Annotated in this window: 19 protein-coding genes; 10 read left to right on the top strand and 9 right to left on the bottom strand. The window is 63.6% G+C overall.

Annotation, left to right across the window (positions count from 1 at the left end; translation table 11 throughout):
• Nucleotides 1–47: 47 nt before the first annotated feature.
• Complete coding sequence (locus FJ988_RS08175) at nt 48–1,670, top strand: GNAT family N-acetyltransferase (protein WP_140816291.1); 1,623 nt, start codon at nt 48–50, stop codon at nt 1,668–1,670.
• Between the two features lie 14 nt (nt 1,671–1,684).
• Here the strand turns inward: FJ988_RS08175 and FJ988_RS08170 are convergent, their stop codons facing one another.
• Both FJ988_RS08170 and FJ988_RS08165 read right to left on the bottom strand, forming a co-directional pair.
• Nucleotides 1,685–2,167 (bottom strand): hypothetical protein, encoded by a 483-nt coding sequence (locus FJ988_RS08170; protein ID WP_140816288.1) that lies wholly within the window; start codon nt 2,165–2,167, stop codon nt 1,685–1,687.
• A 7-nt stretch (nt 2,168–2,174) separates the two neighbouring features.
• A complete protein-coding gene (locus FJ988_RS08165) occupies nt 2,175–2,960 on the bottom strand; it encodes a response regulator transcription factor (protein WP_246688473.1) in 786 nt (261 codons plus the stop codon).
• Nucleotides 2,961–3,549: 589 nt separating this feature from the next.
• On the opposite strand from FJ988_RS08165, the gene FJ988_RS08160 reads away from it, so the two are divergent.
• From FJ988_RS08160 to FJ988_RS08140, 5 genes are all read left to right on the top strand, one after another.
• The gene (locus FJ988_RS08160) at nt 3,550–5,454 is read left to right on the top strand and encodes a hypothetical protein (protein WP_140816286.1); all 1,905 of its coding nucleotides are present in this window, start codon (nt 3,550–3,552) and stop codon (nt 5,452–5,454) included.
• Nucleotides 5,455–5,582: 128 nt separating this feature from the next.
• A complete protein-coding gene (locus FJ988_RS08155; protein WP_140816284.1) occupies nt 5,583–7,628 on the top strand; it encodes a type I secretion protein in 2,046 nt (681 codons plus the stop codon).
• A gap of 1,656 nt (nt 7,629–9,284) precedes the next feature.
• Nucleotides 9,285–11,423: a type I secretion system permease/ATPase gene (locus FJ988_RS08150; protein ID WP_246688486.1), complete on the top strand. Its 2,139-nt coding sequence runs from the start codon at nt 9,285–9,287 to the stop codon at nt 11,421–11,423.
• 12 nt (nt 11,424–11,435) lie between these two features.
• Nucleotides 11,436–12,776: an HlyD family type I secretion periplasmic adaptor subunit gene (locus FJ988_RS08145; protein ID WP_140816282.1), complete on the top strand. Its 1,341-nt coding sequence runs from the start codon at nt 11,436–11,438 to the stop codon at nt 12,774–12,776.
• Nucleotides 12,777–12,815: 39 nt separating this feature from the next.
• Nucleotides 12,816–14,420 carry a GNAT family N-acetyltransferase gene (locus FJ988_RS08140; RefSeq protein WP_140816280.1) on the top strand — a complete coding sequence of 535 codons (1,605 nt, stop codon included), beginning with the start codon at nt 12,816–12,818 and terminating at the stop codon, nt 14,418–14,420.
• Nucleotides 14,421–14,608: 188 nt separating this feature from the next.
• Here FJ988_RS08140 and FJ988_RS08135 read toward each other — a convergent pair whose 3' ends face one another.
• Nucleotides 14,609–15,571, bottom strand: a complete 963-nt coding sequence (locus FJ988_RS08135) for a dihydrodipicolinate synthase family protein (RefSeq protein WP_140816278.1) — start codon at nt 15,569–15,571, stop codon at nt 14,609–14,611.
• Nucleotides 15,572–15,676: 105 nt separating this feature from the next.
• Between FJ988_RS08135 and FJ988_RS08130 the strand changes: the two genes are divergently transcribed.
• The 3 genes from FJ988_RS08130 to FJ988_RS08120 all read left to right on the top strand — a co-directional run bounded on the left by FJ988_RS08130 (nt 15,677) and on the right by FJ988_RS08120 (nt 19,518).
• On the top strand, nt 15,677–16,717 hold the full coding sequence (locus FJ988_RS08130) for a proline racemase family protein (RefSeq protein ID WP_140816276.1): 1,041 nt from the start codon (nt 15,677–15,679) through the stop codon (nt 16,715–16,717).
• A gap of 95 nt (nt 16,718–16,812) precedes the next feature.
• Nucleotides 16,813–18,309 carry an aldehyde dehydrogenase gene (locus FJ988_RS08125; RefSeq protein WP_140816274.1) on the top strand — a complete coding sequence of 499 codons (1,497 nt, stop codon included), beginning with the start codon at nt 16,813–16,815 and terminating at the stop codon, nt 18,307–18,309.
• A gap of 183 nt (nt 18,310–18,492) precedes the next feature.
• Nucleotides 18,493–19,518 carry an NAD-dependent epimerase gene (locus FJ988_RS08120; RefSeq protein WP_140816272.1) on the top strand — a complete coding sequence of 342 codons (1,026 nt, stop codon included), beginning with the start codon at nt 18,493–18,495 and terminating at the stop codon, nt 19,516–19,518.
• A gap of 10 nt (nt 19,519–19,528) precedes the next feature.
• Here FJ988_RS08120 and FJ988_RS08115 read toward each other — a convergent pair whose 3' ends face one another.
• The 6 genes from FJ988_RS08115 to FJ988_RS08090 are packed head-to-tail and all read right to left on the bottom strand — an operon-like array spanning nt 19,529 to nt 25,636.
• Nucleotides 19,529–20,302 (bottom strand): SDR family NAD(P)-dependent oxidoreductase, encoded by a 774-nt coding sequence (locus FJ988_RS08115; protein ID WP_140816270.1) that lies wholly within the window; start codon nt 20,300–20,302, stop codon nt 19,529–19,531.
• 4 nt (nt 20,303–20,306) lie between these two features.
• A complete protein-coding gene (locus FJ988_RS08110; protein WP_140816268.1) occupies nt 20,307–21,638 on the bottom strand; it encodes a dihydroorotase family protein in 1,332 nt (443 codons plus the stop codon).
• A gap of 3 nt (nt 21,639–21,641) precedes the next feature.
• Nucleotides 21,642–22,574, bottom strand: a complete 933-nt coding sequence (locus tag FJ988_RS08105) for a polysaccharide deacetylase family protein (protein ID WP_140816266.1) — start codon at nt 22,572–22,574, stop codon at nt 21,642–21,644.
• A gap of 27 nt (nt 22,575–22,601) precedes the next feature.
• On the bottom strand, nt 22,602–23,624 hold the full coding sequence (locus tag FJ988_RS08100; RefSeq protein WP_140816264.1) for an NAD(P)-dependent oxidoreductase: 1,023 nt from the start codon (nt 23,622–23,624) through the stop codon (nt 22,602–22,604).
• A gap of 24 nt (nt 23,625–23,648) precedes the next feature.
• Nucleotides 23,649–24,407: an SDR family NAD(P)-dependent oxidoreductase gene (locus FJ988_RS08095; protein WP_181183460.1), complete on the bottom strand. Its 759-nt coding sequence runs from the start codon at nt 24,405–24,407 to the stop codon at nt 23,649–23,651.
• Complete coding sequence (locus FJ988_RS08090) at nt 24,407–25,636, bottom strand: MFS transporter (RefSeq protein ID WP_246688471.1); 1,230 nt, start codon at nt 25,634–25,636, stop codon at nt 24,407–24,409. The genes FJ988_RS08095 and FJ988_RS08090 overlap by 1 nt, the downstream gene beginning before the upstream one ends.
• 261 nt (nt 25,637–25,897) lie before the next feature.
• Between FJ988_RS08090 and FJ988_RS08085 the strand changes: the two genes are divergently transcribed.
• The gene (locus tag FJ988_RS08085; protein WP_140816260.1) at nt 25,898–26,248 is read left to right on the top strand and encodes a RidA family protein; all 351 of its coding nucleotides are present in this window, start codon (nt 25,898–25,900) and stop codon (nt 26,246–26,248) included.
• Nucleotides 26,249–26,266: the final 18 nt, after the last annotated feature.

The following is a 26,266-nucleotide window of genomic DNA, read 5'->3' as shown; positions in this document are numbered from 1 at the left end:
CAGATCCACCGCTTTTCGCCTATGCCGCTCGAGCAAGGGTCAAAGCCATGCGTGTGGACGTTATCGACAGCCTCGACACGCTTTTGCAACTGAAAGACAACTGGGATTCGGTCTACGCCGCCGATCCCGACGCCCAATATTTCATGTCGTGGCAATGGATCGCCGGCTGGTTCAAGCGGCTCCGCTACCAATGGCTCGTCCTGGCGGCCAGGGAGACCGCTTCCTCCGACTATGTCGGCTTCTTTCCCCTGCAGCTCAGGACTGAAAGGGCCAGGGACGGCGCGATCCACAACGAGCTCAGGACAGGCGGCGGTTATTTCGCCGGGTATGCCGGCGTCATCTGTAATCCGGATGTTCAGGACGATGTCATCCAGGCGTTCGGCGAAGCGGCCAAGGAGTTGAACTGGGCCAAGCTGCATCTCGAAAACATCTTCGTGTCGCCCGGCCGGTTGCAGCGCTTGCTGGGCGCGTTCCCAGCTCCCGAATTCCAGATCGGCAAGGTCAGGCGACCAGACGACGGTGACGGCGTCGATCATGACATCTATGTCTATGTGAACCTGCCCGGCGACTGGGAGGAGTTCCTCGGCGAAAGGCTGGGCGCTGCGACGCGAAAAACCGCGCGGCGTACGTTGCGGGCGATCGACGATGCGACCGAATATCGGGTGACGGACGTGAGCGCCGCGACGCTGGAGCGCGATCTGCGCATTCTGCTGACATATTGGGAAGATCAATGGGGCGCCAAGCTGTCGGCGCGCTATCATCCAGGCCTGCCCCAGGCGATGATGACCAATTTCCGCAACATGTTGCGATGCGCCTTCGAGGACAATGCGCTTTACCTTCCCGTCCTGTGGCAGGGCGAGAACCCCATCGGTGCCCAGGCCACGCTGATCGATCGCAAGAACCGGTCGCTGATCGGCATGCTCAACGGGCGCGATCTAGGCATCAAGAAGCCGGCGCCCGGCTTCGCATTGCATCTTTACAGCATTCGCTGGGCGATTCAGAACGGCTTCAAGATCTACGATCTGCAGACTGGCGACTTCTCCTACAAGTATGATTTCGGCGGCATCGAGCGAAAGGTCGAATGCCTGCTCGTGAGCACGGCCGGCCGGCGCAATCTTCGCGACAGGCTGGAGCCGCGCTCGCTACCGGTCGTGCTTGCGCGCGCGAAAGCACTCCACCAGGCAGGCGATCCCGACGGCGCGGTGCGTATGTGCCGGCAAATCCTGCAGTCCGACCCTGGCTATGGCGAGGCATTGCAATTGCTCGAGAAACTCGATGCGGCGCGGCGCTTGCTTCTGCCGCAGAACCTCAGTGTGGCCGCTCGCCTGCACCAGGCCGGAAATCTGGCCGAAGCCGAGCGGATGTATCGCGAAATCCTGGACGTCGATCCTGGGCATTTCGATGTCCGCTATCTGCTTGGCGCGCTCTTACTTCAGCAGCGCAGGTATGAAGAGGCTGAACGACAGATCGGCCTGGCGATCGAGATCAGGCCCGATGTGCCTGCCGCGCACTACAATCGCGGCCTTGCATTGGCGAAGCTCGATCGCATCGAGGATGCGCTTGCAAATCTGGACAACTGCATGGGTCTGGAGCCGAACCACAGCCAAGCCATCGCGTTGCGCGCCAATCTGGCTGGCAGCCGTCGACATGCAGTGACAGCGGCCGAGTAGAGGCCGCCCTAAAATCATCTCGGAAACGAATTCTCGATGACGATCGACCATATGTCCTGGTTTATCGCGCCGATATCCTTGATGGATTCGTTGATCCGCGACATTTCCTTGTCGTCGAGGGCTTCTATCTTTCCGTATTTCACATCGTCCTTGCCGTCGACGATGCGCATCAGCTGCGTGCTGCCATGCGTTCCGCTTTCATCGAACGAATAGATGCAGTGGCTGTATTTGTTGCGCAGCTTGGCCTGGCGGGTGAGCTTGCCGGTGACGCCCAGCACCGCCTCGCGGCAGGCCGCCGGCGTCTTTTGCATCTTGGCCAGCCGCTCGACCAGTTCGATACGAGCCCTTGTCGTGTTCAAGGTCAGGAAAATGATGATCGCCGTTTCCTTGTCGGTCTTCGCAAGGCCGGCAATCAGGTAGATCAAGAGGCTCTCGGTGTTGGTCCAGGTATAGTTCAGCTGGCCAACGAGCAGCAAGATCTCCTGAAAGCGCGGCATTGCGCGTTCACGGCTCGGATTGGGTGAGGCAAGCCTTTGATCGTTCCACGTCGCTGTAAAAGGAATCCTTGCGCGCATGAAAGACCGCGGCCGCCTCGGTGCGATTATGCGCCCCAAGCTTGGTGATGATGTTGTGGAGATGGATCTTGACCGTATGCTCTGAAAGCCGAAGCCCCGCGGCGATGATCTTGTTCTGCAGACCGCGGGCCACCATTTCCAGGATCTGGAACTCGCGGTCGGTCAGCTCGCCCATCTCGTCGAAATCATTCTGCGCCATCGCCGAACGCTCCATCAGCGGCGCCGAACGATCCGAAGCCTTCTGCGAAACCTTGCTCGCGTATGTTTGGAACATTGCTGCCGGAAAATACTCTCCGCCGCGAAGCATGAGCCTGATAACCGAAAGCCAGACGTCCAGCTTCAGATCCATGGGCAGCACGCTGCGTATGATCTTCAGGTTTAGGACATCTTGGATGGATACCGGATCGCGGCTGTCGTGCTGGACAAGGACGATCGGCGCCGATGGATGATGCCGCATCAGTTCCGCGGCATGCTCGCTGATTTCATCGAGAAGTTCGGTATCGACCAATATCAGGCAAACAGGATGCCTGAATGACGCGGATGCCGCCTCCAAATGCGAAACCTGTTCCACCTCGATGGAGGGAAACTCCCTCTCGATTGCGTATACGAGGCATTCTGGAAAGCTATCGCTCGAGGAAACTGTTAGAATAATTTTTCGCGCCCAACTCTCTCCCGCACCGCTACCCACGGTGCCTGGTTCGCTACTCTTTGACATGGTTGCCACCCCACCTAGACGAATACTCTCGGTTTTTTCGTAGTTTCTCTTCTCCGATTATCGGGGCTTCCACCCCCGTAAACAGCTAGCCTTAAGGACTTATATACCAAATTAGACATCTCTGATATAGTTCGGACGAGCTATTGCCGATTTTCTCGCTCCGCGCAGCATTTCATATCGTGCCGCCCAGCTCAACCACCACGTGAATCGCGGCTTTTTCTTCGCCAGGAAAGTTTGACGCCTACCGCCCGAGCGGGCTAGCCCGAACTGTCAGCTTACAATCAATCGCCTCTCGCCACAGACTTCCCGGGTCCAAATTGGGATTGGGGTAATTTCAGGATGTCCCTGTCTGAACGACCGGATCCGTTGTGATCCGGCGGCCGACAGCTATTGCCTGGATGGACCGCCTCTCCCGCAGTCTACGGGAGGTACTCAAGCCAATCATGATGAATGCCGGATTGCGGACCTCAGTCCCCTCGGTCCGACGATCCATTCACCGCATTTAAACGCAACGTCCGCGCACAGCCCTAAAACCGCGTAAGAGAAGAATGCGGTTCGGCGGTCGCGGCCTCAACTGAGGACAAGATCAATGTCTCTCGACCTCGACAAGAACAACATCAACGCCTTCGGTCTGCAGATCATCGACAGCGAATTCGGCAACGGCGGTGGTGAAAACGAGAACGAAAACAAGAACCAAAACAACAACGACGCCAAGAACGAGAACCAGAACGAGAACAAGGCCTCGAACGAAAACGACAACAAGTCCGACAACGACAACTCGAACGACAACAAGTCCTCGAACGAGAACGAAAACAAGAACGAAGCCTCGAACGAGAACAAGAACGAAAACTCGAACGAGTCCAAGAACGAAAACTCGAACGAGAACAAGAACGTCAACGAGACCAAGGTCGACGTGGACGTCGATGTCGGCGTGAAGCTCGAAGGCCAGCTCGGCAACTCGGACGACGACTTCGCCGACATCTATGCCAACGGCGACATGAAGGACAACACGATCATCAACAATAAGGACGGCAACGTCTCTTATGATCCTGGCGACGACGTCACCTTCAAGGACATCCTGAACAATTCGATGACCGGCGACGGCACCAACACCGCGTCGATCATCAACCAGTCGTTGACCATGAACGACAACGACAAGCTCGACAACGCGGTCGTCAAGAACGACGCCGACTTCAAGCTTGACCTCAATGCCAAGGGCGGCGACGCCAAGACCGGCGACGGCATCTCGGCCGGCGGCGGCAGCGCGGATGGCGGCAGCGACGCCAAGGCCAGCGGCGGCGAGGGCGGCAATGGCGGCGACGCCAAGGCCGGCGATGTCGAAGCCGGCGACGGCAAGGGCGGCTTCGCGCTGAGCGCAGCCATCGGTGGCGACACCAAGAGCGACAACAAGGCCGATGCCGGCGACGCCAAGGCTGGCGACGGCGACAGCGGCGACGCCAAGGGCGGCGACGGCGACGGCGGCGATGCCAAGGGCGGCACCGGCGATGGCGGCAACGCCAATGGCGGCGACGGCCTCGGTCTCGGACTGGGCCTTGGCCTGGGTCTCGGTGTCGGCGCAGCGGAAGCCGGCGATGCCAAGTCGCAGGACGGCGGTGACGCCAAGGCTGACGGCGGCGACGCCAAGTCCGACGCAGGCGATGCCAAGGCCGATGGCGGCAATGGCGGCGACGGCGGCAATGGCGGCGACGTGACCGGCGGCGATGCCAAGTCGGATGGCGGCGACGGCCTCGATGTCGACGGCAAGCTGTCGCTCCTCAACTACGGTGAAGGCGGCGATGCTAAGAGCACTGCCGGCGACGCTACCGGCGGTGGCGGCGGTGGCGGTGGCGGCGGTGGCGGCGGCGGTGCCGACGCTGACGGCGGCAACGCCAAGTCCGATGGCGGCAATGCTCACTCCAACGGCGGTGATTCCGACTCCGACGGCGGCGATGCCCTCGGCGCAGGCTGGGGCGCAGGCTGGGGCGCGGGCTCAGGCTCGGGTACCGGCGGGGCCGGCGGCACGGGCGGTGAAGGCACCGGTGGTGACGGAACGAGCGGCGACGGAACCGGCGGCGCGGCCACCAGCGGCAGCGCGACCGGCGGCGACAGCCTCGGCGGCTTCGCGACAGCCTTCGGCGGCGACGGCGGTCACGCGCTGAGCGGCGCCTGGGCCGACGGTACCGGCGGCGATGCCAAGGGTGGCTTCACCCTGGCTGGCGCCGGCGGTGCAGGCGGTGCAAGCGGCGACGCCTACAATGGCGACGGCGGCACCGCGGGCGATGCGGGAATGTGGGGCTCGCACAATGGCGATGACGGTTATGTCACCGGCACAGCCAGCGCTTCCGCAGACGGCGTCATCGACGTCAGCGCCTTCAACCAGCAGATCGTCATGGGCGCCAACCTGCAGGAGAATGCAATCGACCAGACCGTGGTCGGCGGCGACTACCACAACACGCTGACCGGTGGCGACTCCACCGATCACACGGGTACCTGATTGATCGTACACAGCTGATTTCTCACAAGAAGTCAGGTGACTTGGGACTGCGCGGAGCTTTCCGCGCAGTCCTTTCATCCGGGAGACATGCCGCCCCGAGCGAATGATCTCAACATACGGAGGCTTCCGTGTACGCTATGCAGCTGGATAAGATTTCCGAGGTAATCGCGCACTTCATCGGAATGTTCGAAATCTCGGTCGAGGAAGCACGGCAGCTAAAGACGTACAGCGACTTCAAGATCGCGGATGCCGAGAAGGAGGACAACACCGACCTTCCCAGCACCAAGGTGACCATCAAGGCTCCCTACACACTCGACGATTTCGATCCGCACGTCCCCTATATGGGGGTGAAGCCGGATCTGGTGCTGAACACCGTCGGCTCGAGTTTTTGGTACAACCCTGTCGACGTCCACATGCATGGGCATCTGAACCCGGCAAACCATCATTTTCACCTTCCCCATTTGCCGGGGGGCAGTGGCGGCATGATCCTGCCGCATGTCGAACCGCCTGGCGCGGTTGCCGCCTACATGAACCAGGAGATCCGCCTGTCGGACAACGACTATGTCAGCGCCGGCGGACACGGTCTGACGTTCTCGCGTGCGATCGACGACAGCGCCCAGATCGCATCGCTCATGAGCAAAGCGGCGGAGGTATCGCCGATCGACGATGTGTCCTTGCTGGGCACTCCCGACGACATGAAGGCCGGTATCGTCACTATCGGCGAGCGCATCGCGGCCTATCCCGATGCGCCGGAAGGCGACGCGAACGTTTTCGTGCTGCGCTCGGATGAGGCCACCGGACCGATCAGCGGAACCTATGTCAACGGGCAGTTGGTCGACCAGGCAGACGCGCCGAAGGCCGAGGATCATCTCAACATCCTCAAGGAACACAAGCAGGACGACACGACAGCCAGCGATGGCCCCGACAAGGACAACTACAACACGTCGCCCGACTCCTCCGACTTTATGTCGGGCTGGGGCAACGGCCTTCTCAATCCGGGCGTGGATGTGGAGACCGGCGGCAACACGCTGATCAATTCCGCGGTGCTGACCAACAACTGGGTGGCGTCATCCGTCGTCGCCGCGGTCGGCAACAGCTACGAGATCAACGCGATCATTCAGATCAACGCGCATTGCGACACCGATGTGGTGAGCTCGAGCCTGAACGGATGGGCACACAGCAACGTGCCCGACGAGGCGTTCAACATCGCCACGTTCAAGCACATGGATCCGTCGGCCGGCCACGAAGCGCCGACGCAGGCGGACGGCTTCCCCGCCGCTTGGGTGGTGACGCAGGTCACCGGCGATCTCCTGATCACCAACTGGATCCAGCAGTACAGCTTCATCACCGACAACGACACGACGATCCTGTCTTCGTCGGGCGTCCGGACCAGCGTCGGCACCGGCGACAACACGGCGATAAACGACGTATCGCTCAGCGAGCTCGGCCACTACTACGACCTCATCATCATCGGCGGCAATTTCTATGACGCCAACGTCATCCACCAGGTCAATTTTTTGATCGACAACGACCTGATCGGCGCCGTGGACGGGTTCTCGACGTCCGGGCCGGGCTCCTATTCGACGGCCGGCAATCTTTTGTGGAACGATGCCACGATCATCAATGTCGGCGGGCAGAACCACTATGAGGCGCTGCCGACTTCCTATCTGCAGGCGGCGCAGGGTCTGGCGGCCGGCAACGATGCCGGTCCCGGCGGCATACTGCATGACGAGGCCTTTGCCGGCATCGGCGCTCTGCGTGTGCTCTACATCTCGGGCGACCTGCTCAACGTGAACTACGTCTCGCAGACGAATGTGCTCGGCGACAGCGACCAGGTCGCGCTCGCCATGAACCAGTTCGTCGCGCATCCGGAAGCGGAATGGACCGTCACCACCGGCGGCAACCAGGTCGCCAACTTCGCCGGCATCGTCGACGTCGACGGAACCAACAAAACCTATGTCGGCGGCGAGCATTATTCACACGAGATCCTGATCCAGGCCGACATAATCTCCTGCGATCCGGAACTCGGCGGCCAGAATCCGGACGCGCTGGTAAATGAAGCGGTGGCGTTCCTAGCGGACGACGCCGCGGACGGCGATTCGCCGATCGACCATCCGATCGTGCCGACGCCGGACCACGTCCAGGCGGATGGCGTGCACACAGTATTGGGTTGATCAGGGGCGGGGGGCATTATCATGAACGACGAGCGCGATCCCAGTTGGGATACGTTTGCCGAAGATCTCGAGGCTGCGCTGGGGAGGGATGAGCAGGAACCATCCTCTCCCGCCACGCCGGGCAAGACACTGTCGAACGCTCTGCGGCAGCATGAGCGGGCGATCGACAGGACCATGGAGGCGATCGACAACGTCGTCGGCCAATTGCGTGACGTTGTCGCCCATCCTGAGACCAAGCCGGGCCAGGACCGACGTTTGCCCCAAGCCGGCGCCAATGCTCCAAGAGTATTGCCTACCCCACAACAGGCGACACCGCCTCGGCCTGCGTCCGAGGTCAAAGCCGCGCCGTCAGCCGCGGCGCCCGCGTCTCCGGTGGTGGCAGAGCGTGCCGCGTCGGCGCAGATCGATGCGCTGAAGCAAGCCGCCTTGTCCGCTTCAAACACAATTCAAGACGCCGCGGCAAAGCAAGTGGCGGATGCCGTCAAATCGGTCCCTGCCTCACCCGAGAAACGCCCGGAAGAAAAGCCGCATCAAACGCCGCAGACGGCACCGCATTCAGCCAGACTTTTCAATCCACCGCGCGAAATGCCTACCAATGCCGGGCATCCGGTAGCTTCCACGCTTGTTACCAATCCAGCAGCGGCGACTGAAATGCCAAACTTCCTGTCGCTGCGGCAGCAGATTAGGCCGGAGCCGACTTCGCAGCCAAACCAGCACACAAACGGCGCTACGGCGGCAGCTTCGCCTGCAAAAGCCGACGCACTGTCGCCTAAGACAGGATCTCAGCCTGAACTGGCGCGGCCGGACCCAAATTCGGGGACAATTTCGACGGCCCCTAAGCCCGCGGCTCCAACTTTCCCCGAGGCTGTCACGCCGGCCACGCCGACGGGCGCTCAGGTCAACGCGTCGGTGCTGCGGCCGCAACCCCTGCCAGCAGCTGTTTCTGCGACCGGCGGGCAAGGGACGTCAACCGACTCGATTTCGCCAGAGCCGGCCCTGAAACCTGTGGTCCCGAGTTCCACCGGGCCTGTCGCGAAGGCAATGCCGACGAGCGCTCCAGCCAACACGTCGATGCCGCAGCAGACCGTGCCAGCAGCTCAACCTCTTTCTGCGACAGGCGGGCAAGGCACGTCGGCCGCCCCGATTTCGCCAGGGCCAACGGCCTTGAAACCTGTGGCCTTGAGTTCTGCCGGGCCTGTCGCGAAGGCACCGTCTACTAGCGCTCCGGCCAACACGTCGATGCCGCGGCAGCAGACCGTGCCGGCAGCTCAACCTTTTTCTGCGGCCGGCGGCCAAGGCAGTTCGGCCGCCCCGATTTCGCCAGAGCCGACGGCCTTGAAACCTGCGGCCCCGAATTCCGCTGGGCCTGTCGCGAAGGCAATGCCGACGAGCGCTCCGGCCAACACGTCGATGCCGCGGCAGCAGACCGTGCCTACACCTCAACCCGTTCCGGCGGCCGACAGGCAGGGCACGCAGGCCGGCTCGATGCCAACACAATCGGCCGCCTCGAAACCTGTGGCTCCAGGGTCCCCTGAGCCCATCGCGAAGGCAGTGCCGACGAGCGCTCCGGCCAACACGTCGATGCCGCGGCAGCAGACCGTGCCTACACCTCAACCCGTTCCGGCGGCCGACAGGCAGGGCACGCAGGCCGGCTCGATGCCAACACAACCGGCCGCCTCGAAACCTGTGGCTCCAGGGTCCCCTGAGCCTATCGCGAAGGCAGTGCCGACGGGCGCCGCGGCCGATGCGGCGAAGCCGCGGCCGCAATCCGTGGCCGAACCTCAAGCCGTTCCGGCGGCCGAAAGGCAAAGCACGCCGGCCACGCCTGCGCCAGCAAAGGCACAGCCTTCATCCCAGCGTCCTGCCGAACCGCAGGCCAAGGTGACCCCCGAGGCGCCGGCAAAACCGTCGGTGACCGAGATGAAGGACGTGCCGAAATCGCCGGCCATGATCACCATCGAAGGCGACACCGGTCCGGTCAAGGTGCAGCAGGGCGGATCTCCGCCCAGCGGCGGAGACGAAAGCGGCCGGCGCGGCGGTGGTGGTGGAGGCGGCGGCGCCTTCCACAAGCGTCTCGGCCCGGTCGATTTCAGTGGCGCGCTCAAGGCCGGCCTGGGTGCGGTCAAACGGAACCTTTTGATCGTGATGATGTTCACGGTCGCCTGCAACGTGCTGGTGCTGGCGATCCCGATCTATCTGTTCCAGATATCGGACCGCGTGCTTACCAGCCGTTCGCCCGACACATTGATCATGCTGACGATCGTGATCGTCGGCGCGGTGCTGCTGCAATCGATGTTCGATTCGCTTCGCCGCTTCATCCTGATGCGCACGGCGGTCGAGGTCGCGGCCCAACTGGGCGCACCGATCCTCAGCGCCGCGGCCCGAGCCTCGCTCAACAGCAACGGCAAGGAATACCAGGTTCTGGGCGATCTCCAGCAATTGAGAACCTTCCTGACATCCGGCACGCTGCTGTCGTTTCTCGACGCGCCCATGGCTCCCGTCATGATGCTGGCGGTGTTCCTCATCCATCCGCATCAGGGGATCATTGTGGCGATCTCGGCGTTGCTGCTTCTGATCATCACGCTGCTCAACCAGCGCGCAACGGCTGCAGCGTTCAGCGAGGCCAATGCGCACCAGAGCAAGGCCAACATCCATCTCGATTCGATGTCGCGCAACTCCCAGATCATCAACGCGCTGGCGATGATCCCGGAAGCGGTGAAGATCTGGGGCAAGGACACCGCCAACTCGCTTCGCGCACAGGTGGTCGCGCAGGACCGCAACATCATCTTCGCTTCGCTGTCGAAGGCTGTGCGGCTGCTGACCCAGGTGACGATGCTTGGCTGGGGCGCGCATCTCGCGATCGATGGCCATCTTACCGGCGGCATGGTCATCGCCGCGTCGATCATTGCCGGCCGCGCGCTGGGCCCGATCGAAGGCGCCATCGAAGGCTGGAACCATGTCGTGCAGTCCCGCGCCGCCTATGGCCGCATCGCATCGCTGCTGCAGACTTCGCCGCTCAATTTCGAACGGCTGCACCTGCCGCATCCGGAGGGCCGCCTCGACGTAGAGCGCCTTCTCTTCGTGCCCCAGGGCACCAAGCGGGTGGTGCTCAACGGTCTTTCGTTCTCACTCTCGCCGGGTGACTCGCTTGCGATCATCGGCAATTCGGGCGCCGGCAAGACGACGCTCGGCAAGATGCTGGTCGGCTCGATCCTGCCGACATCGGGGAACGTGCGACTGGACCTGATGGACCTGCGCAATTGGGATCCGCGCCAGTTCGGCGAGAACATCGGCTATCTGCCGCAGGATGTTCAGCTGTTCCCCGCATCGATCAAGGCCAACATCGCACGCATGCGCGACGATGCGACCGATGCCGAGATCTACCAGGCCGCCGCGCTCGCCGATGTCCATGAGATGATCTCCACCCTGCCGCATGGCTATGAGACGTTCGTGGCCGCCGACGGGGCGCCGCTTTCCGGCGGACAGAAGCAGCGTGTCGCGCTTGCGCGCGCATTCTTCGGCAATCCGCGGCTGGTCGTCCTCGACGAGCCGAACTCCAACCTGGACTCGGCCGGCGACGCCGCGCTCGAGCGCGCGCTTCAGCACGCCAAGGAGAACAAGATCACGGTGGTCACCATCACGCAGCGGCCGTCGCTCTTGAAGACCGTCGACAAGATACTTCTGCTGGTCAACGGAACCGTCGCCCTGTTCGGCATGCGCCAGGACGTGTTGCAGGCCTTGGCAAACCGGGGCTTGAGCATCGAGGGCGGCTCGTTCGGCCATCAGATCCAGTAGCGGGGGACGAAAATGACAGCCGACATCGCGAAGGTCCACGACATCCAATGGTACTCGGAAGTGCCGCGCTCGATCTGGAAGCAGACGATGTTCGGCCTGGTTTTGATCGCCATTGCTTTTGGCGGCTTCGGCACCTGGGCCTTCACGGCGCCGCTGGCGTCGGCCATCATCGCCCAAGGCAGCTTCGTCGCCACCGGGCAAAACAAGATCGTCCAGCATCTCGAAGGCGGCATCATCAAGGACATACTGGTCAATGAAGGCGATCAGGTCAGCCTCGACCAGCCGCTGATCAAGCTAGACGAAACCGCCGCCCAGACCAACGCACGGCAATTGTTCCTGAGGATGGCGCGGCTCGAGGCTATCTCGGCCCGGCTAAACGCCGAGGTTCTGGGGAGCGGCAAGATCCAGTTTCCGCCTATCATTGTCGACAACCGGAGCGACCCGGAAGTCGCGCCGATCATGGAGAGCCAGCAGGCCAACTTCAACGCGTCCGAGAGCAAGCGCGACAGCGATATCGCCCTGTTCGATCAGAACATCAAGGCGATGCAGTTCCGCAACGAAGGGATCGACCAACAGATCTCTTCCGTCCGGGCGCAGGCGACGTTGCTCAAAGAGGAATATCAGGGCAAGCAGAAGCTGCTCGACCAGGGCCTCATCCGCGGAACGGAAGTAAAGGCGATCCAGCGGGCGATGGCCGATGCCGAGGGCCAGATCGGCAAGATGGTCTTCGAGGTTTCCGAAAACCGCGAGCAGATCGTCAGGTTCGAGCAGCAGATCACGCAGACGAAAGACACGTACCGCCAGGCGGCGCTGCAGGAGTTGCAAAGCCTGGAGGCCGAACTGGACGCCGTACGGGAGCAGTCGCGCGAGGCGGAGAATGTGCTTCGCCGCGTGACCATCAACGCTCCGGTCCCGGGCACCATCATCCGGATGTATTACCACACCGCCGGCGGCGTCATCGAAAGCGGCAAGGCGATCCTCGAGATCCTGCCCACGGATGTGCCCCTGGTGATCGAGGCGCAGGTTCCGCGCACCGACATCGACAACGTCAAGGTCGGGCAGAAGGCCTCGGTCCGGCTGACCGCGCTCAACCGGCGCACCACACCGGTGCTGGAGGGCGAGGTCTACTACGTCTCGGCCGATGCGTTGCCCGAGATGCAAGGCCCGGTTCCGAAGGAAGTCTATCTGGCCCGCGTGCGGCTGCCGGCAAGCGAACTCGCGCGGGTGCCAGGGTTCTCACCAACGCCCGGCATGCCGGCCGAAATCATGGTGCAGGAGCATCCGCGCACCTTCTTCAGCTACCTGACGAAGCCCATCGCCGACAGCATGGCGAGAGCTTTCATGGAGCAATGAGGCGAACAGAGGCAAGAAACGGCCATTCGGGGGAAAATCATGCAGGTCGACATCATCAGCACAAGGGATGCATTGAACGGGCTCAAGCAGAACTGGGACGATCTCTACCAGAAGGATCCCGAGGCGCAGTTCTTCCTGTCCTGGACGTTCCTGTCGTCCTATATGCGCCGCTACGAAGATGCCTGGTCGGTGCTGGCGGTGCGGCCGGGCAAGCCGGGCTCCCCCTATGTCGCCCTGCTGCCGCTCAGGCTGCGCACCAGGCTGAACAAGAAGACCGGTATCTGCCACAACGAGATCAACATGGCCGGCAACTATGCTGCCGACTATGCCGGTATCGTCTGCGCGCCAGGCTATGCCGAGCGCGCCATCCCGGCGCTGGCCAAGCAGCTTTTGCAGATGAACTGGGCCAAACTGCATCTCGAAAATCTGCGCATGTCTGAAAAGCGGCGCCGCCTGCTGCTCGAGAACCTCGCCGACAAGCGGCTCACCGCGCAAAAGATGCAGCGCGTCAACAAGACCGACAATGTCGACAATTGCATCTGTCCGGCGACGGAGTTGCCCGGCGACTGGGATACCTATCTCGAGCGCAAGACGAGTTCGAACACGCGCCAGAAGATCAGGCGCTTCCTGCGCAAGCTCGACGGATCCGACGAGTTCCGCATTACCCATGCCGATGCTTCGACGATCGACCGCGACATCGAAGCGATCCTCGAAATGTGGCGCGTCAAATGGGCGCCGCGCAAAGGCAATCTGCTGCCCGGGCTGATCCGATCCAACCGGATCCTGTTCAAGGACGCCTTCGCGAGCGGCACACTGTTCCTGCCGATCCTGTGGCAGGGCGACAAGCCGCTCGGCGGTCTGGCGTTCCTGGTCGACCCGGTCAAGAAAACGATGCTCTTCCATCTCGCCGGGCGCGACGAAACGGCCAATGACGTGCCGTCAGGACTGGTGCTGCATGGCTATTGCATCCGCCATGCCATCGCGCAGGGTTTCCGCACCTACGACTTCCTGCGCGGCAACGAGCCCTACAAATATTCGTACGGCGTCGATGAGACCACCATCCACTGCGTGCTGGTCAAGACCAGGACCGGGCGCAACCTCGGCGACCGGCTCGACCCCAGATCCGTTGCAAGCGTGCTCGAGCAGGCGACCAAGTTCCATGAAGCGGGCAACCTCGCCAATGCCGAGAACGGCTACCGGCAGATCCTGGAGGTCGCGCCGCGCCATGGCCGCACGCTTTACGGGCTCGGACAATTGCTTGCCGCCAAGGCCGATCACTGGTCGGCCGCTGATATTTTCAAGGTGCTGGTCGAGGTCGCGCCCAACTCGGTAAAGGCATGGTCGAGGCTGGCGATCGAATATCAGACGTTGGCCCGCCACGCGGAAGCAGCGGATGCTTTCCGCAAGGTGCTGGAGCTCAATCCGGAGCTGTCCGGGGCGCAATACGGTCTTGGCCGCAGCCTGGCGCAACTGCGCCAGATGGACGAGGCGGCCAAGGTGCTGAGCGCGGTGGAGGACAAGGCCGACCCGGTGCTTCGCGCCAAGACCCGCGCGCAACTGCAAAAGCTGAAGGACGAGGCGAACCCCTGCTACCTCAAGCTGGAGCCGGCAAAGGTCTCAATCCTGGAGCGGGTGGAGGCATAGAGCAATTCCAGGAGAAGTGCGAAGCGGTTTTCCGTCCGGAATTGCGTTAAGCAAAGGGGTAGAGCGGTTCCGTTTTATGAGTAAGTCGCTCTAACTCTCTGTTTTTGAATCAATCTCGCACGGAAAGGCCACGACGAAGTCGCCGAGCCTTTCCGTTGTTTTTGCTTTGCAGCCTGCCAGCGTGACCGTCAGGCCGCGTGCCTTGCCGCGGCACCCGGCTGTCTCGACCACTGCGCATACCAGGCATCGAACAATTTGAGCTGCGCTTCGGCAAAGCCGCGCTGGCTGTCGGTGAGGGCGTCCGTCTCGTTGAAGTGCAGCCGGTATTCGGGATGCCCTTTCAGCACCATCATGTGCTTGAAATAGAGCACCAGGTCGGGACCTTCGTCGAAGGAGGACAGCACGGCGAGTGCGGTGTCCAGCTCCAGCGCCAGCTTGCGCGCCTCGACGTCGCCCTTGGCCGCCGCCTGGCTCAAGGCCACGAGATGCAGCACTTCCTTCGGCAGCACATTGCCGATGCCGGTGATGGCGCCCGATGCGCCGCAATTGACGAAGCCATGGAAGACGGCGGTGTCGACGCCGATCATCAGCGCTACCTCATCGTCGCGGCTGGTGATGTTTTCGGCCGCATAGCGCAGATCCGATGGCCCGCCGAACTCCTTGAAGCCGACCAGGTTCGGATGTTCGGCCCTCAGCGCGAAGAACAGGTCGGCGCGGGTGGCAAAGCCGTAATAGGGGCTGTTGTAGATCACGGCCTGCAGATCGGGCGCGGCGGCGAGGATCGCCTTGAAATGGTGGCGCTGCGCCGTCACCGAAGGGCCACGGGACAAGACGCGCGGGATGACCATAAGGCCGCGGGCGCCGACCTTCTGAGCGTGCGCGGCGTGCGCCACGGCGCTGGCCGTGTTGACGGCACCGGTTCCGACGATCACCGGCACGCCGGCCTTGACCAGGCGCTCGACGCCTTCCATGCGCTGCTCGTCGGTCAGAAGCGGCCAGTCGCCCATCGAGCCGCAATAGACGACGGCCGACATGCCGGCCGCCATCAGCTCCTTGCCCTTGCGCACCAGCGCCTCGAAGTCGGGCCGGCGATCCGCCGTGCACGGCGTCATCAGGGCCGGCATGCAACCGGAAAAGACATTGGCGGCCATTCGGATTCTCCTTGAGACTGGCGAGCGGATTGGCCAGTTTGTCCCGAAGCGGCACCGCTTGCCAAGCAAATAGTCGCGGTCGCCTCAGGCCAGCAAGGAGAAACCATGCGCACCAAAGCCTCTATCCGTGTCGTCGGCTGTCATGCCGAGGGCGAGGTCGGCGACGTCATCGTCGGCGGCGTGCTACCGCCTGCCGGCCGCACGATGATGGAAAAGATGATCACGATGGAGCGCGATCACGACCACATCAGGCGCATGCTGATCTGCGAGCCGCGCGGCAGCGTCGCGCGCCACGTCAACCTGCTCGTGCCGTCGACGCGCGAGGATTGCGCCGCCGGCGCCATTATCATGGAGCCGACGGAATACCCGCCGATGTCGGGCTCCAACACGATCTGCGTCGCCACGGTGCTGCTTGAAACAGGCATGGTGCCGATGCAGGAGCCCGAGACCAGCTTCAAGCTTGACATGCCGGGCGGCGTCATCGAGGTGCGCGCCGAATGCCGCGACGGCAAATGTGTGTCGATCACCTTGCGCAATGCGCCGGCCTTTGCATACCAGCTCGACGCCAATATCGAGGTCGAGGGGCTTGGCACGCTCAAGGTCGATATCGCCTATGGCGGCATGTTCTACGCCATCGTCGACGCCAAGGCGCTCGGCTTCTCGGTCGTCCCCGACGAGGCGCGCGAACTGGCGGTGGCGGGCGAGAAGGTCCGCCGCGCGGCGCGCGAGCAGCTCGATGTCGTGCATCCTTTGTTCGACAATGTGCGCGGCGTCTCGATCGTGCAGTTCGCCATGCCGTTCCAGGGGGCGGGCAATGTCACGCGCAACACCTGCATCGTCGCGCCGGGGCGCTCGGACCGCAGCCCGACGGGAACCGGCACATCGGCCCGCATGGCGGTGCTGCAGGCGAGGGGCCAGATGAAGGCCGGCGAGGTGCTGGTCCATGAATCGATCATCGGCTCGCGCTTCACCGGCAGGATCGTGGAACTGACCGAGATCGGCGGGCGCAAGGCGATCGTGCCGGAGATCACAGGGCGGGCCTGGATCACCGGCGAGCACAATTACTATCTGGATCCGACGGATCCGTATCCGCAGGGTTATGTGCTGTCGGACACCTGGGGGACCTCAACCGCGGTGACGCAGTAGGCGTCCGGGGAATCACGCGATCAGTTCTCGATTTCCCTGTTGAGGTCGCCCGCGCCGGGCGTAATAGTCGCCTCGGACTTCGTGAGGAGGAAAAGATGACGCTGAACTTCGACCCGAGGGCGAAGGCCACGACGCTTTACCACGGCGAATTCCGGCCGATGTTCATCGGCGGCAAATGGCTCGCGGCGCAGTCCGGCGAAGAGATGCAGGCGCTCAACCCGGCGACGGGCGAGGTGCTGGCCACGGTGCCGCGCGGCGGCGCCGCCGATGTCGACGCGGCGGTGGCCGCCGCCCGGGCCGCGTTCGAAGGCCCGTGGTCGAAATTCTCGCCCTATGAGCGGCAATGCGTGCTGCTTCGGATCGCCGATCTGTTCGAGACGCATTGGGAAGAGCTCAGCGTTTCCGACACGCTCGACATGGGGCTGCCGATCACGCGCACGCTGGCCAACCGGCGCCGCGTCATCGGTATGCTGCGCTTCTATGCCGGAATGGCGACGGCGTTGCACGGCGAGACGATCGACAATTCCATTCCCGGCGAGATCGTTTCCTTCACCCGGCGCGAGCCTGTGGGCGTCGTCGGCGCCATCATCCCCTGGAATGCGCCGACCGCTGCTTCGATATGGAAGATCGCGCCGGCGCTCGCCACCGGCTGCACTGTCGTGTTGAAACCTTCAGAGGATGCCTCGCTGACGCCGCTCTTGATCGCGCGGCTGATGCAGGAGGCCGGCGTTCCAGACGGCGTCGTCAACATCGTCACCGGCACGGGCGCCGAGGCCGGCTCGCGGCTTGCCGAACACCCCGATGTCAACAAGATCGTCTTCACCGGCTCGACGCTGACTGGCCAGGCGATCGCGCGCGCCGGTGTGACCAACCTCAAGCGCGTATCGCTCGAGCTCGGCGGCAAGTCGCCGATAATCATCTGCCGCGATGCCGATATCGACAAGGCCGTTCCGGTCGCGGCGATGGCGGTGTTCGTGCATTCGGGCCAGATCTGCATCGCCGGCTCGCGGCTATTCGTGGCGCGCGAGATCCATGACGAGTTCGTGCGCCGCGTCGCCGAGTTCGCAGGCAAGCTGCGCATTGGCCACGGCATCGAGGCGGAGACGGAAATCGGGCCGCTGATCAACGCCAGGCAGGCCGGCAAGGTGGAAGGCTATATCAAGGCCGGCCGCGATGAGGGCGCGACACTCGTCGCCGGCGGCTCGCGGCTGACAGGCGCGCCCTATGACGGCGGCAATTTCATTGCGCCGACCGTCTTCGGCGCGGTGTCGGACAAGATGACCATCGCGCGCGAGGAGATTTTCGGGCCGGTGATTTCGGCAATGCCCTTCGACACGCTGGACGAGGCAGTAGCGCGGGCCAATGCGACGCCCTATGGCCTGGCCGCCGGCGTCTTCACCACCAATCTCGGCACCGCGCACAAGCTGGCGCGCCGCATCAAGGCCGGCTCGGTCTGGGTCAACATGTACCATGCTATCGACCCGGCTGTGCCGTTCGGCGGCATGAAGATGTCCGGCTACGGCCGCGAAGGCGGCGTCGAGCACCTTCACGAATATCTCGAAACGAAAGCGGTCTGGATCCAGACCGACTAACGTTCGGGTGAGGCCGGCGACAAAGAATTTGCAGCCGCATCTCACCGCGATATCACAAGAGCGTCCTTCAGAGGGGCCGGGGAGGACATCGTTCGACCTCATTCCGCCATCAAGCCCGATGCGATTTGCGAGAAGGTAGGGTATTGGAGCCTATAAGGCTTCGCCTTCAACCAACGCCAGGATATGCCATTGACGTCAAACAGGCCCGTTCTGATCACCGGCGCTGCCGGTTTCATAGGGTTTCACCTGTGTCGGCGGCTGCTTGCGGAGGGCGGCGAGGTCATCGGCCTCGATTCCATGAACGAGTATTACGACGTCACCCTGAAGCAGGCGCGGCTCGAGCGGTTGAAGGCCTTTGCGAATTTTCGCTTCGAGCATGTCGATCTCGCCGACCGCGACCGCATCTCGGCGCTGTTCCAGTCGGCAAGGCCTGAGACCGTCGTCAATCTCGCGGCGCAGGCCGGTGTGCGCTATTCGCTGACCAATCCGCATGCCTATGCGGAAAGCAACCTCAGCGGCTTCCTCAACATCCTGGAAGGCTGCCGGCACGCCGCGGTCGGCCACCTGGTCTATGCGTCGTCGAGCTCGATCTATGGCGGCAGCACGCGCATGCCGTTTTCCGTGCACGATCCGGCCGATCATCCGTTCAGCCTCTATGCCGCAAGCAAGAAGGCCAACGAGTTGATGGCGCACACCTACAGCCATCTGTTCGCGCTGCCGACGACGGGATTGCGCTTCTTCACCGTCTATGGCCCGTGGGGACGGCCCGACATGGCGCTGTTCATCTTCGCCAAGGCGATCCTCGCCGGCGAGCCGATCGACGTCTTCAACAATGGCAACATGCAGCGCGATTTCACCTTTATCGACGACATCGTCGAAGGCATCGTACGGGTGATGCGGCAGCCTGCGACACCCAATCGGGAGTGGAATAGCGCTGCGCCGGACCCGGCGACCAGCAGCGCGCCGTTCAGGGTCCACAATATCGGCGGCAGCTCGCCCGTCGAACTGAACCGGCTGATCGACGTCCTGGAACACGCGCTCGGGCGCAAGGCCAACCGCAATTTGATGCCGATCCAACCGGGCGACGTTCCGGCCACCTTCGCCGATGTCAGCTCGCTCGAGGAGGCGACCGGCTTCAGGCCGCGGGTCCCGATCGAGGTCGGCGTTCCGCGCTTTGTCGAATGGTATCGGGACTTCTACCGGGTCTGAATAGCTTCGCTCAACCGGCCATCCAGCCGCCGTCCACCATCAGGTTGATGCCGGTGACGTAGCTCGCCATGTCGCTGGCGAGAAACAGCGCCGCACCCGCCACGTCGCTCGGCTGCCCGAGCCGGGGCCAGGGCGTGCGGCGGCGAGAATAGTCGAGCGCATCGGGATCGTTGGCGACGCCCGGCTTGCCGGTGATGATTTTTCCCGGCGCGATGGCGTTGCAGACGATCAAATCGTCGGCATGGTCGACGGCGATCTGGCGTGTCAACTGCACGATGCCGCCCTTGCTCACGGAGTAGGGCAGGTCGCCTGGGCAGGCGACCATGCCGTGCTGCGAGGAGATGTTGATGATGCGGCCGCGCACGTCGTTGACCGGCGCCTGGGCGAGCATCTGCGTGACGGCGCGTTTGTTGCAGTAGAAGAAACCGGTCAGGTTGACGCCTATGACGCGGTTCCATTGTTCCGGCGTGGTCTCGACCAGATTGGTGCTGGTGTAGATCGCGGCATTGTTGACCATCACGTCGAGCCGCCCGAACTGCGCGACGGTCGCGCCGACCAGCGCGTCGACGGCGTTCCAGTCCGAAATGTCGGTCTTGAGGAAAATGGTGGTGCCACCGGCCGAGCGGATCATGTCCACGGTGCTCTCGCCGCCCTCGATCGGCTGCACGACGGTATCGGCGATGACGACGCTGGCGCCTTCAGCCGCGAATTTCAACGCGATGGCGCGGCCGATACCGGAACTCGCGCCGGTGACGATGGCGGTTTTGTCTGCGAGCAAGGCCATGTCTTCAGCTCTCCCGGGTGACGATCTTTCCCTGCGCCGGGCCGACCAATCGACCCTCACGCACGATCTCGCGGCCGCGCAGGAAGACATTGGTCAGCCGCGCCTTGACGGTCCAGCCGTCGAAGGGCGTGTAGCCGGCTCGCGACACCTGATCGGCGCTGGCGATGGTGCACGATTGGCGCGGGTCGAGGATGAGCAGGTCGGCATCGTAACCGGCGGCGATGCGACCTTTGCGACGGCCGAGGCCGAAGCGCTCGGCGGGATTGGTTGAGCACATGCGCACCAGGTCGGGCAGGGCGATCAGCTCTTCGTCGACCAGCCTCAGCATGGTCGGAAGCAGCGTCTGCAGCCCGGGCATGCCGCCCGGGATATCGGCGAAAGCGGCATAGGTCGCCGCCTTCTCGGCTGGCGTATGCGGGGCGTGGTCGGTGGCGACGATGTCGATCAGGCCGGCGCTGAGCGCGGCGCGCAGCGCGTCGACATCGTGCGGCGAACGCAGCGGCGGCGAGGCTTTCAGCCCCGCGCCTTGCGTCTCGTAATCCTGCGCCGTGAAGAAAAGGTTCTGCGGCGTGGTCTCGACGCTGGCGTCGGCGATGCAGCGCAATCGGCTCCAGGTCTCGACGCCGAGCTCGGAATTGATCTGACGGACATGGATTTTTGCCTCGGCCGAGGCAGCGGCGACGAGCGCGCGGGCGATGCCGTTGGCTTCGGCGAGCGGCGACCGGCTGCCCAGAAAGGCGGCAATGGTGCCGGAGTGGTCGCGCATCGCGCTGCCGGCGAGGATCGATTGATCGCCGGGCGAGACGCCGATCAGCGTATCGGCGCCGGCGAGGGCTTTCAGCGCCTCGGCGATATCATCGAGCGTTGCGAAGAGGAATCCTTCCGGCACATCGGCGGTGAACAGCTCGAAGGAAACCGGCCGGAGATCGAGCAGGCGAGGGACGAGCGACAGGTCGCGGCTGACCACGGCCTGCAGGCCGACATCGACATGGATGCGGCCTTCGGCGATCGCCATCTTGTCCGTGAGATGCTCGGGCGTGGCGGTCCATGGCTCGTCGGTCGGCATGTCGAGCACAGTCGTCACGCCGCCAAGTGCTGCCGCATGCGTGCCTGAGGAGAAATCCTCCTTATGTGTCAGCCCGGGATCACGTAGATGTGCATGCGCATCGACGAGGCCGGGAAGCAGGAAGCATCCTGAGGCATCGATGATGGTTTTGGCTTCGGCGGCTTCCCCGGGCGCGATCAGCGCCACCTTGCCTGCCGCGATACCGACATCGCTGCGGCCTACCCCCTCGGCGTTGACCACCGTTGCGCCACGGATCAGCGTTTCGAACATCTCTCAGCCGCGCTGTTCGAAACGCGCATGATTGGCGAGCCAGAAACGGGCGATATCCTCGCGGCGCATGAAGGCGGCGCCTGCGCTGTTCTGGACATGCTCGATCACCTCGCGCAGGCCCGAGGCGCGGTTGGGCTGGCCCATCCAGCGCGCATGGATGCCGATGGTCAGCATGCGGCCGCCGGTCTCGTCGGCTTCGTCGAGCATATAGTCGATCGCCGAGCGGCAATCCTCGGCGAAGTCGCGCGGGTTGCTGTAGCCGGGCGCCACCAGATAGCGGCTGTCGTTGAGCGCCTTGGAGTAGGGGACGACCAGGATCTCCGTGCCTTGGTGGTCGAGGAAATAGGGCAGGTCGTCATTGCAGGGATCGGAGTGGTAGAGGAAGCCGCCTTCCTTCACCAGCAGGTCGCGGGTGTTGACGCTGGGCAGCGAGCGGCAGTTCCAGCCCAGGGGGCGCTTGCCCAGCAGCTTCTTGTAGAGCGCGATCGCCTCATGCAGATGACGCTCTTCCTCGCCGCGCTCCATGGTCGTGTAGTCGATCCAGCGCAGGCCGTGGCCCATCACGTCATGCCGGCGCGCCTTCATCCACTCGACCAAGGGCGGGTTGCGTTCGAGCGCCACGGCGCAGGCGGAAAAGGTGACCGGGATGTCGTAGCGGTCGAAAAGCCTAGCCAGGCGCCAGACGCCGGCGCGGCTGCCATATTCGAAATGCGTCTCGGTGCCGAGATCGCGCACCGGCATGGTGCCGGTCAGATTGTATTCGCCCCAATTGTCGTTGCGGCCATCATCCAGCCAGTTGTACTCGGAACCTTCCTCGTAATTGAGCACGAGGTTGACGGCGAGCTTGACGCCGCCCGGCCAGGTGACGAAGGGCGGGTGCTGGCCGTAGCCGACGAAGTCGCGCGGCTGCGACGCTTGCTGCGGATCGGTCGGCATCGGCTGGTCTCCTAGGATCGGCTTGGCTCAGTTCTCGTTGGCGGCGATCCAGTCCATGTAGGCGTGGAACGCTTCCTTGCCGGGACGCGGCCGCCATGCGGTATCGCGCAGGATGCGGGCGATGTCGTAGGCGCCCCACATGCCGCCTTTCAGTCGCACATCCTGGACGATGTTGGCGTCATCTCCCGATGTCACTTCCGCCTTCAGGCCCGGCACTCGCTCCTTTGCCCAGCCGATGATCTCGCCGATGGTCTGGCAGGAGCCGGAGCCGATGTTGTAGTGGCGGTAGTTGAGCCGTGGCGCGTCGATCAGGGCGAGGATCGCGGCGGCGACATCGGTCGAGGTGACGTAGTCGCCGACCGGCTCCAGGCTGTTCGGCCTGATCGTCTCATCTGCGAGCGCCATATGCGCGACGCGGTTGGGAACATGGCGAAAATTGCGGCTCTCGGTGGCGCGGTCCATTGGGCCGTAGACGGAGGCAAGCCGCACCGAGGCGGCCGACAGGCCGAAGAGGTCGGCATAGCGGTTGGTGACCATCTCGGAGGCGAATTTCGAGATGCCGTAGAGCGTCAGCGGCGCGACATAGCCGTCCTCGGGCAGCGGCTCGCTGGCCCAGTCGGGCCCGTTGTGACGGTAGACGGAACCGGAGCTGACATAGACGAAGCGCTTCACGTCCGGCCGGGTGCGCGCCCAGTCCAGCATGCGCACGGTGCCCATGAGGTTGACGTCGACGATGCGGGCGGGGTCCTCGGCCTCCGGCTGGCGCTTTGCCTCCGAGGCGCTGCCCCGCGAGATCGGCGTGATCGTTGCGCCATGCACGATTGCTGTGATGCATTGCTTGTCGAGCGTATCCGACCAGGCGCTCGGGTCGAGGATGTCGGCGGAAATCACGGTCAGCCGGTCGCGCACCGGGGCGAAATGCTTTTCTGCCGCCGCGTCGAGGCCGGAGCGATCGAGGATCACGGCGCGGGCCAGCGGATCGCGATCGAGCCAGGCGCGCGCGACCACGCTCATCACGAAGCCGGTTCCGCCGGTGACGAGCAGGGTCATGGGAACTCCTTTGAAAATACGGTCTCAGCGCACTGCATAGCCGCCATCCACGAGCATGTCGGATCCGGTGACGAAGGATGCGTCGGAGGAAAGCAGGAAGGCCGCCGCCGCGGCTATCTCGTCGGGCTCGGCGATGCGGCCGAGCAGATGGGCGGGACCGAGGCTAGCATTGGCGGCGTCGAAATCGGCGAAGCGGCGCAGCAGCCGTGTCGTTGCCACCGCGCCCGGCGACAGGCTGTTGACCCGCACCTTGTCGGGCGCGTGATCGACCGCCATCGCCTTGGCGAGGTGGATCAGCCCGGCCTTGGCGGCGCAATAGGCGACGGCCCTCGTGGTGGCGACGCGTGCGAATTGCGAGCCGATGAAGACGACCGAGCCGCCGCCGCCTTTCGCGATCAGCGGTACGGCGAATTTGCTCATCAGGAAGGCGCCAGTCAGGTCGACATCGATCTCATGGCGCCAGGCGCTCTCGTCGAGATTGACGACGGTGGCGTTGGTCGAGGGCGCCGCGGCGTTGTGCACCAGCCCGTCGAGCCGACCATATTTCTGCTCGGCGAAATCAACGGCCGATTTTGCCGAGTCGATGTTCGTTACATCGCACTGGCAGGCAACCGCGGAAGGCCCGAGCGCTTCGGCCAGTTTTGCCGCCCGCTCCAGATCGTAGTCAGCGCAGACGACGTTTGCGCCTTCGGCGATGCAGCGGCCCGCAATCGCCGCGCCGATGCCGCTGGCCGCGCCTGCGATCAGGATGACTTTGCCTTCAAGGCGTTTCATATCCGTCATCAGACCTGCTCCTCGATCGCCTGCAGGGTCGCCATGGTGACCGGACGGCGCAGCAGATTGTAGCAGGCGGCCAGGGTCACCAGCACGGCGCCGCCGCCGAGCAGCAGGAACATCGCCGGCGCGCCCAGATGCTGCATCAGGCCGGCGGAAATGCCGGGCGTCGCGACATTGCCGATCGAATAGAGCAAAAGCAGCGTGCCGGAGGCGCCGACCATGTGGCGGCTGTGCAGTTGCGAGGCGCCGAACGCCATCGCCACCGGATAGACGGTCAGCGCCGTGCAGCCATAGAGGAAGAACAGCACGAAGAGCAGCGGCACCGAGGAATTGCCGAGCCAGGCGATGGCGGCGCAAAGCGTAACGGACAGAATACCTTGAACGAGCAGGATGATGCGCCGCTCGAATCGGTCCGACAGCCAGCCGACCGGCGTCTGCGCCAGCATGCCGGCAATGCTGATCGTGGTGACCAGCCCGACCGTCGTCGCCGCCGACAAACCGATCTCGGTGCCGTAGATCGGCGTCAGCACGAAAATGTTCATGTTGGTGATGCCGCCCTGGAAGATGGCGACGACCGTGACCGGCGCCAGCCTAAATAGCGCCACCGGGCCAAGGCGCTTGATAGGCCTCGCGGCGCTGGCATGTTCTGCCTCGGTGGGCGCGGCCGGTAGGGCCGGCCAGCGTCCGCCGGTGAATTTGGAGATCAGCGCCAGCAGTACCGTCGCGGCGGCAACCGGAAACAAATGAGGCGATTGCGGGCCGACCAGGCCGACAAGCAGCTGCCCGAGCAGCACCGCGATCGCCGTCGTCAGCATGTAGAGCGAGAACAGCGCGCCGCGATTGTGCTGCTCGGCATAGAGGTTGATCCAGCTTTCGCAGACCACGAACAACGACGCCATCGCCATGCCGCCAAGCAGGCGAAAGCAGATCCAGCTCGGCAGGAAGTCGGTGAAGACGAAGCCGCAAGCCGCCAGCAGCGCCAGCACCAGGATCGCCACGAAGGTGCGCTCGTGGCCGTATTGGGCGACCATCGGGCGGGTGACCAGGCAGCCGATGAGGAAGCCTACCGGGTAGGCGGTGAGCACGATCTGCACGACCTGCGGAGAAATGCCGGGCTTGCCGAGATGTAAGGATACGGCGGTGGTCAGCATGGCGCTGCCGATGCAGGCCAGGCAGACGCCGAGCATGATCGGCAGCATGGCGCGGGAGCGCTCTGCATTTCGCCAGAGCCGCATCGCGGATTGACCGATCGACCTCATGACTGCGGCTGCGGTGGCTCCCCTGGCGGCACCGTTGACCGACGGCAGCCCGGTGAGAAGCTACACGCTGCCGTGGTTGCCACAAACGAAGATTGGCGCGGCTATGGCTTAAATTTTTTTGGCCATGCCGGCAAAGGAAAGCGGCTTCTTGGCTTCCGGCGGGCTTTACAGCGGTTTTGCACCCTCCTTACCATAGGCAAAAGCCAGAATTCCAAGAGCCAGCGGAAGGGGACAGCCATGACGATCGAACGCCTCGAGAACGGGCAGCGCTTCTGCCGGGTGCTGCGCTACAACGGTACCGTCTATGTCGCAGGCCTGACCGCGGACGACCTGTCAGGCGACACCACCAGCCAGACCAATCAGATCCTGGCCAAGATCGATGCGCTTCTGGCGAAGGCCGGCAGCGACAAGTCGAAGCTGCTCAGCGCCCAGATCTGGCTGCGCGACATCGCCGACTTCGAGATGATGAACACGGTCTGGGACGCCTGGATCGACCGCAGCGCCATGCCGGTGCGTGCCACCGTCGAGGCGCGGCTTGCCGGCGATCAGTATCGCGTCGAGATCATGGTGACGGCGGCTGTCGGCTGAGCCGGCCGGCGGGGATAC

It is taken from the genome of Mesorhizobium sp. CU3 (assembly GCF_006442965.1).
GTDB lineage: Bacteria > Pseudomonadota > Alphaproteobacteria > Rhizobiales > Rhizobiaceae > Mesorhizobium.
This window is presented reverse-complemented; position numbering and strand designations above follow the sequence as displayed.